Raw genomic sequence first — 11,864 nt, forward strand, 5'->3', positions numbered from 1 at the left:
CCCTCCTAGGCTGCCGAGGCGGTCTCGGCCGGACGGACCTCGGCGCCCGCGGGCTTCGGGATGAGGAACGACACCAGCAGGGCGACCGCGGTGATGCCCGCGCCGACCAGCATGGCACTCGTGTACCCGGCCGTCGACGTCCCTCCGGCGGGTGCGACGGCGATCTGGACGGCGGGGAGGACGACGAAGCTGAGGCCGGCGCCCAGGTTGAAGGCGCCCGCGTTCAGTCCGGGCAGGAAGCCCGGGTTCTCCTTCGGCGACAGGACGATGCCCAGCCCGTTGAGCATGATGTTGCCGATGCCCGCGTAGGTCGCACCGATGAGGACGGTCGTCGCGATGAGCACGGGGAGCGAGTGCACACCGACGAGCGCCATGATGACGATCGAGACGATGCTGCCGATGAGGCCGATGCGGAGCACGTTCAGGTAGCCGAGCGTGGGCGCGAGACGACCGGCGAACGGGCCGACGAGCCAGCCGACGAGGGCGTACGGCGTCAGGAACGCGAGGGAGGCGAGGTCAGCCTCCATGCTGAAGCCCGCGTCGGCGTTCTGGGCGATCGAGGTGACGAGGCCGTTGGCGACGGCGAAGACACCGGTCATCGTGAGCAGCGTCGTGAGCAAGAGCGCCCAGGTGCTGCGCTGGCGGAGGTACTTCGTGGCCACCAGCGGTTCGGCGACGCGGTTCTCGACGGTCCAGAAGATCGCGAACGCGACGAGGGCGAGGACGATGAACCCGCCGACGAGCAACCAGTTCGCCGCCGTGAGCTTGCCGGCCTCGTTGAACGCGGTGAGCAAGGCGGCGATCGACACGACGAGCGGGAGCACGCCCCACCAGTCCATCCTCGTACCCTTCGAAGGCTGCGAGTTCGCGGCCCACAGGACGACGAAGACGATCGCGACGGCTGCGATGACGGCCATGGTCCAGAAGACGGACCGGAAGCCGTGGTTCGTGACGAGCCAGCCGCCGGCGAGGGCGTCGATCCCGGCGATGCCGCCGTTGACCGCGGTGATGAGGCCCATCATGGCGCCGTACCGCTTCGGGTCGGTGACCTCGGCGCGCAGCATGAGCAGGGTGATGGGCACGACCGGCCCGGACACGCCCTGGATGATGCGGCCGACGAACAGCATCTCGACGTTCACGGCGAGGGCTGCGACGACGGTGCCGACGAGCATGATGACGAGCATGCCCGTCAGGACACGCTTCCGTCCGATGATGTCGCTGAGGCGGGGGAGGAAGACGGAGAACAGCGCCGCCGTGGTGAAGAACATCGTCTGCGACAGGCCGATGGTGGCGTCGTCGGTCTGCAGTTCGCGCGCCATGCTGACGAGCGCGGGGCTCAGCATGCTGGCGTTCAACTGGAACGCGACGCAGGCGGCGAGCAACGCCGTCATGAGGGCGCCGATGCGGACGGCTGGCTTCGTGGAGCTCAGGAGGTCGCTCACAGCTCGATCTCCCCGATGTTCTCGAGGGCGTCGGTGACGAGGCCCCAGAAGCGTGCGTGGTCGAGCTCGGTCGCGGCCCAGGTGCTGCAGTCGTCCGGAGCTGGGCTGCGGAAGTCGGCGACCGTCATGCCGAGGGTGAGCGTGCCCGTGAGTTCGATGTCGATCGGCACCTTGACGGTCCGCACGATCGTCGGGTCGATCACGTAGGCGACCGCGCACGGGTCGTGGACGGGCGGGCTGTCGAAGCCCTGTGCGTCCTTGTAGGTGGTGCCGAAGAACTCGAGCAGCTCCTCGACGAAGCGTGCCGGGCCGGTGCCGATCGCGGCGATCCGCTCGACGACCTCCGGGGTGGCGAGGGCCTGGTGCGTGAGGTCGAGGCCGACCATGACGACGGGCCAGCTCTCGTTGAAGACGATGTGCGCGGCCTCGGGGTCGATCTTGATGTTGAACTCGGCCACCGCCGACCAGTTGCCGACGTGGTAGCCGCCGCCCATGAGGACGACCTCCTTGACGCGCTCCACGATGCGCGGCTCCTTGCGGGCTGCGAGGGCGATGTTCGTCAGGCCGCCGGTCGGGACGAGGGTGATCTCGCCCGGTTCGTGCGACATGAGGAGGTCGATGATGAGGTCGATGGCGTGCCGGTCGTCGAGGGCGATCGCCGGTTCGGGGAGGACGGGGCCGTCCATGCCCGATTCGCCGTGGATGTCCGGCGCGTTCTCGAGCGGGCGCACGAGCGGGCGGTCGGCACCGGCGGCGAACGGCACGTCGGTGATCCCGGCGATGCGGGCCACGGCGAGGGCGTTCCGGGTGACCTTCGGGAGCGTCTGGTTGCCGACGACGGTCGTGACGGCGAGCAGCTCGATCTCGGGGTTGCCGTGTGCCAGGAGGATGGCGATCGCGTCGTCGTGGCCTGGGTCGCAGTCGAGGATGATCTTGCGGGGCATGGTTCTCCACATCGTTGGGGTGCTGGGGAAGCGGGCGACAAGGCACGTAAAGCGCTTCAGGTCCGCCGGGAGCAGCCTACGTCAAGCGCTTTAGGTTCGCCAAACCGGGTCGTTCGGCCCAGGGTTCCGCGGCCCCGATACGATCGACGGGTGCCCCTCGAACCGAACGATCCCCAGCCACGCGCCGCCCGTCGCGTGACTGCGGCGATGGTGGCGGAGCGGGCCGGGACGTCGGTCGCGACCGTGTCGCTCGTCGCCAACGGCAAGGATGCTGGGCACGTGTCGGCGCAGAACGCCGAACGGGTGCGCCAGGCGATCGCCGAGCTCGGCTACGTGGCCGACCACGCCGCACGGGCGCTCGCGAGCGGGTCCAGCAACCTGGTCGTCTTCGTGACGCCGGATGCGTCGAACCCGTACTTCGGTGCGGTGATCCGCGGGCTCAGAGCCGGCCTCGGCGACGCGTACCAGCTGCTCGTGTCGGTGACCGGGGAGGGCGATGTGCCCACGGCGGCGGCGCTCGGTCGACTGGCGGCCCTCCGACCGGCCGGGGTCGTGGTCGACGCACCGAGCGAGGCCTTCCTCGAGGAGCTCCTGCTCGACACCGCGCTCGTGTTGCTCGACGCACCCCGCCTCCCGACGACGACGGCGGAGGCCGCGTCCGGTGCCGTCGCCGCCGACCGACGCGCCGTCTCCGTCGACTTCGACCTCCTCGGCGGTGTCCGAGCACTCCTCGACCACCTCCACGTCCTGGGTCACCGGCAGCTCGGGTATCTCGGTGGGCGGACGGCGACGGACACGTTCCTCCTGCGTCGACTGCTGCTCGAACGCGAGGCCGCCGTGCGCGGGATGCGGGTGCACGCGGACGACCGCGCGGAGAGCATCATCGACCTCGAAGCGGCGGCTGCGGCGTTCGTCGACAGCTGGCCGCGGTGGCGCGACGCCGGGGTGACCGCGCTGGTGTGCGCGACCGACACGCACGCGTACGGGGTGCTGCAGTCTGCTCGGGCGATGGGCATGCCGGTGCCGGGGGAGCTCGCGGTGGTCGGGTTCGACGACCTGGCGTCGTCGGTCGTGAGCGATCCGCCGTTGACGAGTGTGCGGTTGCCCGGCGAGGCGCTCGGTCGCGCTGGCGCCGAGCAACTCCTCGCTCGGATCGAGGGCCGGACGGTGGCACCCGCCCCGGTGATCGCTGCGGACCTCGTCATCCGCGCCTCGACGATCGGTCGCTGAGCCGCACTGAGGTTCGCCGATGACGCTCCACAAGCGAGGCCGGTCGCGTGAGCTTGCGAGGTCCGCGCCTCCGTGCCTCGGGGTTCGAGCCTGGGCTTCTACGCTCGCCGCATGTCCGATCGCTTCGTCGTCTCCGTCCCGCCCGATGCCGCCTCTCCTGATTCTCCGGAAGCGACGGTCGACGCCGAACCCGCTGGTGCGGCCGAGTCGCGCGGGGTCACGGCGCTCGCCGACTTCGGGGCTCTTGCTCCCTACCTCGCCGATCCGGGGGTCACCGATCTCTTCGTGAACGGTTCGTCCGGCCTCTGGCTCGACCACGGTGCCGGGCTCGTCCGCGAGGCGGGGTGGCGCTCCGATGAGGCGACCATCCGAGCGCTCGCGGTGCGCCTGGTGGCGAGGGGTGGGAGGCACGTCGACGAGGCGACCCCCTGCGTCGACGTGCGTCTGCAGGACGGGGTGCGGGTCCATGTGGTCCTCCCGCCGGTGTCGACCCGGGGGACGTTGCTGTCCATCCGGGTGCCGCGGGACGAAGCGCTCGGGTTCGATGCGCTGCAGGCCGCTGGGATGTTCCCGGCGGCGGTCGCCGAGCTGCTGCGCGACGCCGTCGCGGCACGGACGAACATCCTCATCACCGGCGCGGGGGGCTCCGGGAAGACGACGCTCCTCGGCGCCCTGCTCGGCCTCGCCTCGCCCGCCGAGCGGCTCGTCGTGATCGAGGACGTCGCGGAGCTGCGGATCCTCCACCCACATGTCGTCGCCCTCCAGTCGCGCCAGGCCAACCTGGAGGGGGCCGGCGGCATCGACCTCGAACGCCTGTTGCGCGAGGCGCTCCGCATGCGTCCCGACCGGCTCGTCCTCGGCGAATGCCGCGGGCCCGAGGTGCGCGAGCTGCTGTCGGCGCTCAACACCGGGCACGACGGCGGTGCAGGCACCCTCCACGCGAACTCCGTGACCGACGTGCCCGCCCGTTTGGAAGCGCTCGGTGCGCTCGCCGGCATGAGTCAGGAGGCCGTCGCCCGTCAGGCGACGAGCGCGATCGGACTCGTCGTGCATCTGGCACGGCTCCCGGTCGGCCGGCAGGTGGTGGCGGTCGGCCGCCTCCTGATCGACGAACACGACCGCCTCTCCGTCGAGGAGTTGCCGTGACCCGGCTACGGGTCCTGCGGCGGGTGCTCGCGGCGCTTCCCGGCGCGGCGCCGCCCGATGACGACGGTCCCGCCCGCGTGGCGCGCACCACTCGTCGTCTGGCCGTGCTGCTGGGTGCCGGTGTCGCACCCGGCAGCGCTTGGAGGCATCTGGCCCTGGAAGCGGACGCCGATGCGCGGACGCGATCAGCCACGGTGTCCGTCGGCCTCGCGACGGATGAACCGGACGACGAAGGCGGCCCGACGAGCGATCATCGGACCGACGCGGCGGTGCTGTCAGCGGTGGCCGATGCTGCAGCGCACGGCGGCGACCTGCCGGCGGCGATCGCCGCCATCGCTGATCAGGAGACGGGTGCTGGCGCGCGCACAGCCTGGGCGGGCCTGGCAGCCGCTTGGCAGGTCGCTGCGATCAGCGGCGCACCACTCGGTGTCTGTCTGCGGGACCTCGCCGGGTCGCTGCGCGAGTTGGACCGCATCGGTCGCGACGTCGGCACAGCGCTCGCCGGACCGTCCGCGACGGCGAGGCTGGTGCTCTGGTTGCCGCTCGTCGCCGTCCTCCTCGGGATGGCCCTCGGCTTCGACACACTGCGGACGCTCTTCGCGACGCCTCCTGGGCTCTGCTGTCTCGCGGCGGGCGTGGCGTTCCTCGTCGTCGGTGCGCGCTGGAGTTCGGCGCTCAGTGCACGGGCGGCCAGGCGCGACCCGGCACCGGGGTTGTCGCTCGACCTCGTCGCGGTGGCGATGGCGGGTGGGGGAGCGGCGCCGGCGGCCCGGTCGATCGTCGAGGAGGCGTGCGAGCGGTTCGCCGTCCCCTACGACGGTGCCACGATCACGAGCGTCCTCGCCCTGTCGGCCAGGGCGGGCATCCCCGCCGGTGAGCTGCTGCGCAGCGAGGCGGAGCAGCAGCGTGATCAGGCGCGGTCCGACGGTGAGCGGGCAGCCGCGATCCTCGCGACCCGCCTCATGATCCCGCTCGGGGTCTGCATCCTGCCGGCCTTCCTCCTCGTCGGTGTGGCTCCGCTCCTCCTCAGCGTCGTCACGTCGACGACGCTCGGCTTCTGACGAACTGTTCGCCGCAGACCCGCCTTGCTGCAGTGGCGTTGCTGCTTCAGTCGCGCGAGCGTGGCAGTGCACGCCAGCAGCGTGCACCGACGAGCACGGCGACGGCGATGATCACGATCGGCACGAGGATCCACGCGACGTCGCCGGACCAGCCGACGCCGATGCCGTCTTCGTTGGCGAAGGCGAGCACGTCGACGAAGAAGAACCGTGCGTGCGCTTCATCGAGTGTCGACTGCTCGACCACCGAGAGCATCCCGAGGGTGAACAGGGCGAACGAGAACCAGTAGGCGAGGATCGCGACACCGCCCCAGATGACCCCGATCGACCAGGTCGGTCGCAAGCGGGCCGGGTCGTCGGCGTAGCGGGCGGCCAGAGCGCGTGGTGAGCCGAGGTCGGCCACGGCGATCGTCATCGGTCGCTGATCGACCGAGAGCTCGTCCCGGAGTGAACGGATGATCGAGCGGCGTTCCCGCCCCGTGACCACGGCCTCGAGGTGCCAGTCGAGGCGCTGCAGGTACGAGTCGCGTCGCCAGCGGTCCGCGACGCTCAGTCCGCGTGCAGCGCGCTCGGCGAGCAGGTCGTCCGGGGTGGGGTGCTTCTGGTCGATCATGCTGATGCTCCTTCAGGGTCGATTCCTCGTTCGGCGATGTCGGTCATCGCCCTCCAGCGGGCGATGGCGTCGAGCCTCGCCGCGTCTCCTCGTTCGGTGATCGCGTAGTACTTCCGTGCTGGTCCGCCCGAGGAAGCGACCCGACGCGCGGTCACCAGTCCGTCGCCTTCGAACCGGCTGAGGACCGGGTAGACGACCCCGGTCGCCAGATCGGCCAGGCCGAGTGCTCGGAGCCGCTCGACGAGCTCGTATCCGTAGGTCTCGCCGCGGTGCACGGTGGACAGGATGAGCATCGGCAGCACGCCTCGGAGGAGTTGCGAGTCGCGCGCCGCCAGCTGTTCATCCATGACTATTACTCAAGCATGAATAGCGGTTCGGTGCAAGGCGAGTTCGCTCCACAACCGGCCTGTCGACCCGGCCCGTCGCCGACGTCGGATCCGCCCGCGCGTCGTTGGACGCGGTCGCCGAACATGGAGGTGTTCGTGCCACGAGCGCAGCACTCCGGTGCGGGGAAGGAACATCATGATCACGATCGGTCGTCGAGTCGAGCAGCGTGTCACGCGCGAGGTGCGGCGCGTCCTGCAGGACGAACGGGGATCCGCCACGGCGGAGTACGCGGTGGCCACGATGGCGGCCGTGGGGTTCGCCGGGCTCCTCGTCGCCATCCTCCGCGGAGACGAGGTGCGGGGCATCCTCACCGACCTCATCCGACGAGCCCTGACGGCGAACGGTTGAGTCGTGCGGCTGAAGGTACCGACATGCCGTTCGGAGGACGGGGCCGTGACGGCGGAGTTCGCGGTCGTCGTCCCTGCCGTCGTCCTCGTGCTGGCGATGGGGCTCTCCGCGGTGCAGGTGGGGCTGACCCAGCTCCGCGCGACCGATGCGGCGGCGGACGCCGCCCGGAGCCTGGGGCGAGGCGACGACGCCGGGACCGCGGCGGGTCGGGTAGCGCGCGTCCTGCCGGGGGCCACCATGACGAGTGGCGTGGAGGGTGACCTCGTCTGCGTGCGCGTCGACGCTGTCGGCGGGTCCGGCCTGGCCGGCGTCGTCCCGGTGTCGGCATCCTCGTGCGCCATGGACGGCGGCCGATGAGCGTGAGGTGGCGCCTCCTGGTCCTCCGCGCGAAGGACGGGATCCAGGAGGAGAGCGGGGCCGGGTCGGTTCTCGCAGCAGGAATCCTCGGCGCGCTGATCGCCGTCCTCCTGGCGACTCTGCCCGTCGTGACGCTGTTCGCCGCTCATCAGCGAGCGGCCAACGCGGCCGACGCAGCCGCGTTGGCGGCAGCCGACACCGCGTCCGGCCGTCTCCCAGGCTTCCCCTGCGAAACTGCTCGCATGGTCGCGGCGCGCAATGACGCGTCGCTCGGCACCTGCAGTGTGGAGGGCGTCACCGTCCTCGTCGACGCCACTGTCGACACGGCCTTCGGCGCCATCACGGTCGCCGCGAGAGCCGGACCTCCTCCGGCGGCGTCCGGTGCAGTCGTCGGGGTGCCCGTGACCGCCACCTATTAAGAGGTAGCGGCGCGAACGGTCAGCCCTGACCGGAGTCGGTCGTGAAGACCGCCTCCAGGAAGCGGTAGTCGACGGCGCTCGGGGCACCGGAGTCGTCGTACTCCTCGCCGGTCGTCCGGGCGTACCGGTAGACCTTGCCGGCGGTGCCGCTCGGCACGTCGACGGTGGGCGTCGGTGATCCGTGGTCGCTGAGTCGGGCGCTGATCGTCTTGCCCTCCAGTGGACCGTCGGTCAACTTCACGGTGTAACTCGTCTGGGTACTCATGGCAGACATTCTGCTCCGAACGCCGCAGAACGCAAGGGGATGGACACGCGCGTGGCCGCCCCACGATTGGACAAGCCTGCTGTGCACGTGTGTATGGTGTGCCTGATGGAAGGAGCCTCGTGGCAGGCAAGAAACTCGTGATCGTAGAGTCACCGACCAAGATGAAGTCGATCGCCGGATATCTCGGTGACGACTACGAGGTGCTGTCCTCGGTCGGTCACATCCGCGACCTCATCGAGCCGAAGAACCTTCCCGCCGAGCTCAAGAAGGGCTCGCTCGGCAAGTTCTCGGTCGACGTCGACAACGGCTTCGAGCCGTACTACGTCGTCTCCGACGCGAAGAAGAAGACCGTCGCGGACCTCAAGCGCGCGCTCAAGAACGCCGACGAACTCCTCCTCGCGACTGATGAGGACCGCGAAGGCGAGGCCATCGCGTGGCACCTCCTGCAGGTCCTGCAGCCCAAGGTCCCCGTCAGCCGCATGGTCTTCCACGAGATCACCAAGGACGCCATCCTCGCCGCGAAGGACAAGACGCGGCCCCTCGACACCGACCTCGTCGACGCCCAGGAGACCCGCCGGATCCTCGACCGTCTCTACGGGTACGAGATCTCGCCCGTGCTCTGGCGCAAGGTCGGCCCCGGGCTGAGCGCCGGACGCGTGCAGTCCGCCGCCACCCGACTCGTCGTCGACCGGGAGCGCGAGCGCCTCGCCTTCCGCGCCGCCTCCTACTGGGACGTCATCGCCCGCTTCCTCCCCGAAGCAGACGCCAACGGAGCACCCTTCACCGCGCGTCTCGTCCGGCTCGACGGCGACCGCGTCGCCACCGGCCGCGACTTCGACGACCTGGGACAGCTCAAGGGCAGTGCCGTCCCGCTCGACGAACAGCGGGCCACGGCGCTCGCCGCAGCACTCGAGCAGTCGAAGGCGACCGTCCTCTCCGTCGAGTCCAAGCCGTACTCCCGCCGGCCGGCGGCGCCCTTCACGACCTCCACGCTCCAGCAGGAGGCCGGGCGCAAGCTCCGGTTCTCCGCTCGCCAGACGATGAGTGTCGCGCAGTCGCTGTACGAGAACGGCTACATCACGTACATGCGTACCGACTCGCCCTCGCTGAGCAAGCAGGCGATCGACGCGGCGCGGAAGCAGGCTGCTGCCCTCTACGGTGCCGAGACGGTGCCCGACAAGCCGCGCCTGTACAGCGGCAAGAGCAAGAACGCGCAGGAGGCGCACGAGGCGATCCGTCCCTCTGGCGACACCTTCCGCACGCCGTCCTCGCTCGCCTCGACGCTCCGCGGCAACGACTTCAAGCTGTACGACCTGATCTGGAAGCGCACCGTCGCCAGCCAGATGGCCGACGCGAAGGGTTCCACCGCGACCATCACGCTCGAGTCGAAGACCGACGTGGGTCGCGCAGAATTCACCGCTTCCGGCACCGTCATCACCTTCCGCGGCTTCCTCGCCGCCTACGAAGAGGGCCAGGACGAGGACCGCAACTCCCAGGACGACGCGTCCGAGGCGAAGTTGCCGCCCCTCACCGAAGGCCAGCAGCTCGGCATCGAGGACCCGGAGGCGAAGGGGCACGAGACCTCGCCGCCGCCGCGCTACACCGAGGCCAGCCTCGTGAAGCGGCTCGAGGAGCTCGGCATCGGGCGACCGTCCACGTTCGCATCGATCATCTCCACGATCATCGATCGCGGCTACGTGACGCAGCGCGGCCAGGCGCTCATCCCCAGCTGGGTGGCGTTCAGCGTCGTCCGTCTCCTGGAGGAGTACTTCGAGGAACTCGTCGAGTACGACTTCACCGCTGAGATGGAGAACGACCTCGACCGGATCGCCGGCGGCTCGGTCGACCGCGTCGACTGGCTCAAGGGCTTCTACTTCGGCGACGACTCGGGTCGCGGCCTGCGTCAGGTCATCGACAACCTCGGCGACATCGACGCCCGCCGCATCAACTCGATCGTCATCGACGACGGGGTCACGCTCCGCATCGGCAAGTACGGCCCGTACCTCGAGGTCACGCCCGACGGTCCGCCGCCGGCCGAGGGAGAGGAAGCACCGACGCCGCGTCGGGTCAACCTGCCCGAGGACCTCGCGCCCGACGAGCTGACGCCCGCGAAGGCGCACGAGCTCATCGACGCACCCGTCGTCGGCGATCGCGTCATCGGCGTGAACCCGACGACCGGCAAGGAGATCGTCGCGAAGGACGGACGCTTCGGCCCGTACATCACCGAGGTCGACCCGGAGCCCGAGGCGGAGCTCTCCGTCGATACGGCGACCGGCGAGGTGACCGAGCCTGCTGCGGGTGCCAAGAAGAAGGCCCCCGCCAAGAAGAAGGCGGCGGCCGAGAAGCCCCGCACCGCGTCGCTCTTCAAGTCGATGGACCTCGCGACCATCGACCTCGAGACCGCGCTCAAGCTCCTCGACCTGCCTCGCGTCGTCGGAGCCGACCCCAAGTCGGGCGAGGAGATCCTCGCGCAGAACGGTCGCTACGGTCCGTACCTGAAGAAGGGCACCGACACCCGGTCGCTCACCTCCGAGGACGACATCTTCGCGGTCGACCTCGCCGGTGCCGTCGAGCTGTTCGCACAGCCCAAGTACGGAGCCCGGAAGGCGTCGAGCGCCCTCAAGGAGTTCGAGGCCGACCCCGAGAGCGGGAAGCCGATCAAGATCAAGGACGGCCGCTTCGGCGCCTACGTGACGGACGGCGTGACCAACGCGACGATCCCGCGTGGCGAGGAGGTCGACGACGTCGACTTCGAGCGAGCGGTCCAGCTCCTGGCGGACAAGCGCGCGAAGGGCCCGGCGAAGCCGAAGGCCGGTCGTAAGGCTCCCGCGAAGAAGGCCCCTGCGAAGAAGGCTCCGGCCAAGAAGACTGCCGCGGCGAAGACGGGGACCGCCAAGACGGCGGCCACGAAGTCCGCGACGGCCACGTCGACCGCCCGTTCGGAAGCGGCGAAGAAGGCTGCCGCGACCCGCGCCGCGAACAAGGCGGCTGCGGCGAAGGCCGACGCCGTCACGTGAGCGAGGGAGAACGCCCTCGGGGCCTGTTCATCACCCTCGAGGGCGGCGACGGTGTCGGGAAGTCGACGCAGGCTCGACTCCTGAGCGACTGGTTCGAGCAGCAGGGGCGGACGGTCGTCCGAACCCGTGAGCCGGGCGGCAGTGAGCTCGGTGTCGAGATCCGCGAGATCGTGTTGCATCACCGAGGCGACATCAGCCCGCGTGCCGAGGCCCTGCTCTACGCAGCGGACCGTGCTCACCACATCGCCACCGTGGTGCGCCCGGCCCTCGCGAGGGGCGAGGTCGTCCTGCAGGACCGGTACCTCGACTCGTCGGTCGCCTATCAGGGCAGCGGACGCGTGCTCGACGCCGAGCAGATCCGCAGCATCTCGCTCTGGGCCGCCGAGGACCTCCTGCCCGACGTGACCGTGCTCCTCGACCTGGACGTCGCGGTCGCCCGTGGTCGTCTCGACAACGCCAACAAGCGGTTCGACCGGCTCGAGGCCGAGGCGCAGGACTTCCACACCCGGGTGCGGGAGTCGTTCCTCGCCCTCGCGGCAGCGGAGCCCGAGCGGTTCCTCGTCGTCGACGCGTCGCTCCCACCCGAGCAACTCGCCGCCGACATCCAGGCCCGCATCGCGCCGCTCCTCTGAGCGCAT

General features: G+C 70.2%; 13 protein-coding genes. 8 read left to right on the forward strand and 5 right to left on the reverse strand.

The features are described from left to right. Positions 1–5 precede the first annotated feature (5 nt). Positions 6–1,442, reverse strand: coding sequence for a uridine transporter UriT (gene uriT, locus ACZZZB_RS15150; protein ID WP_463530106.1), 1,437 nt, complete (start codon positions 1,440–1,442; stop codon positions 6–8). Beyond that, complete coding sequence (gene uriH / locus ACZZZB_RS15155; RefSeq protein ID WP_463530107.1) at positions 1,439–2,386, reverse strand: uridine-preferring nucleoside hydrolase UriH; 948 nt, start codon at positions 2,384–2,386, stop codon at positions 1,439–1,441. Before uriH ends, uriT begins: the two co-directional genes overlap by 4 nt. Before the next feature lie 150 nt (positions 2,387–2,536). On the opposite strand from uriH, the gene ACZZZB_RS15160 reads away from it, so the two are divergent. The 3 genes from ACZZZB_RS15160 to ACZZZB_RS15170 all read left to right on the forward strand — a co-directional run bounded on the left by ACZZZB_RS15160 (position 2,537) and on the right by ACZZZB_RS15170 (position 5,823). Then, complete coding sequence (locus ACZZZB_RS15160; RefSeq protein ID WP_463530108.1) at positions 2,537–3,616, forward strand: LacI family DNA-binding transcriptional regulator; 1,080 nt, start codon at positions 2,537–2,539, stop codon at positions 3,614–3,616. 111 nt (positions 3,617–3,727) lie between these two features. Then, positions 3,728–4,762 carry a TadA family conjugal transfer-associated ATPase gene (locus tag ACZZZB_RS15165; protein WP_463530109.1) on the forward strand — a complete coding sequence of 345 codons (1,035 nt, stop codon included), beginning with the start codon at positions 3,728–3,730 and terminating at the stop codon, positions 4,760–4,762. After that, a complete protein-coding gene (locus ACZZZB_RS15170; RefSeq protein ID WP_192005586.1) occupies positions 4,759–5,823 on the forward strand; it encodes a type II secretion system F family protein in 1,065 nt (354 codons plus the stop codon). Before ACZZZB_RS15165 ends, ACZZZB_RS15170 begins: the two co-directional genes overlap by 4 nt. A gap of 46 nt (positions 5,824–5,869) precedes the next feature. On the opposite strand, the gene ACZZZB_RS15175 is transcribed toward ACZZZB_RS15170, so the two are convergent. Further along, complete coding sequence (locus ACZZZB_RS15175; RefSeq protein ID WP_411556743.1) at positions 5,870–6,433, reverse strand: hypothetical protein; 564 nt, start codon at positions 6,431–6,433, stop codon at positions 5,870–5,872. Further along, entirely contained in the window at positions 6,430–6,780 is a 351-nt protein-coding gene (locus tag ACZZZB_RS15180; protein WP_463530110.1) for a PadR family transcriptional regulator, read from the reverse strand. Before ACZZZB_RS15180 ends, ACZZZB_RS15175 begins: the two co-directional genes overlap by 4 nt. 175 nt (positions 6,781–6,955) lie before the next feature. Here ACZZZB_RS15180 and ACZZZB_RS15185 point away from each other — a divergent pair, with 175 nt between their 5' ends. The 3 genes from ACZZZB_RS15185 to ACZZZB_RS15195 are packed head-to-tail and all read left to right on the forward strand — an operon-like array spanning position 6,956 to position 7,944. Beyond that, complete coding sequence (locus ACZZZB_RS15185) at positions 6,956–7,168, forward strand: DUF4244 domain-containing protein (RefSeq protein ID WP_121293956.1); 213 nt, start codon at positions 6,956–6,958, stop codon at positions 7,166–7,168. A gap of 45 nt (positions 7,169–7,213) precedes the next feature. Further along, the gene (locus ACZZZB_RS15190) at positions 7,214–7,525 is read left to right on the forward strand and encodes a TadE family type IV pilus minor pilin (RefSeq protein ID WP_463530111.1); all 312 of its coding nucleotides are present in this window, start codon (positions 7,214–7,216) and stop codon (positions 7,523–7,525) included. Next, the gene (locus tag ACZZZB_RS15195; protein ID WP_463530112.1) at positions 7,522–7,944 is read left to right on the forward strand and encodes an Rv3654c family TadE-like protein; all 423 of its coding nucleotides are present in this window, start codon (positions 7,522–7,524) and stop codon (positions 7,942–7,944) included. Before ACZZZB_RS15190 ends, ACZZZB_RS15195 begins: the two co-directional genes overlap by 4 nt. Positions 7,945–7,963: 19 nt before the next feature. Here the strand turns inward: ACZZZB_RS15195 and ACZZZB_RS15200 are convergent, their stop codons facing one another. Further along, positions 7,964–8,209 (reverse strand): hypothetical protein, encoded by a 246-nt coding sequence (locus ACZZZB_RS15200; RefSeq protein WP_064294660.1) that lies wholly within the window; start codon positions 8,207–8,209, stop codon positions 7,964–7,966. Between the two features lie 161 nt (positions 8,210–8,370). Here ACZZZB_RS15200 and topA point away from each other — a divergent pair, with 161 nt between their 5' ends. After that, positions 8,371–11,226 (forward strand): type I DNA topoisomerase, encoded by a 2,856-nt coding sequence (topA, locus tag ACZZZB_RS15205; RefSeq protein ID WP_463530571.1) that lies wholly within the window; start codon positions 8,371–8,373, stop codon positions 11,224–11,226. After that, a complete protein-coding gene (gene tmk, locus ACZZZB_RS15210; protein WP_463530113.1) occupies positions 11,223–11,858 on the forward strand; it encodes a dTMP kinase in 636 nt (211 codons plus the stop codon). Before topA ends, tmk begins: the two co-directional genes overlap by 4 nt. Positions 11,859–11,864 lie beyond the last annotated feature (6 nt).

The organism is Plantibacter sp. AC185, assembly GCF_979258065.1.

Bases quoted from the DNA above. Each gene is read 5' to 3' on its own strand.
- ACZZZB_RS15165 (WP_463530109.1), top strand. From the start codon at position 3,728: ATGTCCGATCGCTTCGTCGTCTCCGTCCCGCCCGATGCCGCCTCTCCT.
- ACZZZB_RS15180 (WP_463530110.1), bottom strand. From the start codon at position 6,780: ATGGATGAACAGCTGGCGGCGCGCGACTCGCAACTCCTCCGAGGCGTG.
- ACZZZB_RS15175 (WP_411556743.1), bottom strand. From the start codon at position 6,433: ATGATCGACCAGAAGCACCCCACCCCGGACGACCTGCTCGCCGAGCGC.
- ACZZZB_RS15200 (WP_064294660.1), bottom strand. From the start codon at position 8,209: ATGAGTACCCAGACGAGTTACACCGTGAAGTTGACCGACGGTCCACTG.
- ACZZZB_RS15185 (WP_121293956.1), top strand. From the start codon at position 6,956: ATGATCACGATCGGTCGTCGAGTCGAGCAGCGTGTCACGCGCGAGGTG.
- uriH (WP_463530107.1), bottom strand. From the start codon at position 2,386: ATGCCCCGCAAGATCATCCTCGACTGCGACCCAGGCCACGACGACGCG.
- topA (WP_463530571.1), top strand. From the start codon at position 8,371: ATGAAGTCGATCGCCGGATATCTCGGTGACGACTACGAGGTGCTGTCC.
- ACZZZB_RS15195 (WP_463530112.1), top strand. From the start codon at position 7,522: ATGAGCGTGAGGTGGCGCCTCCTGGTCCTCCGCGCGAAGGACGGGATC.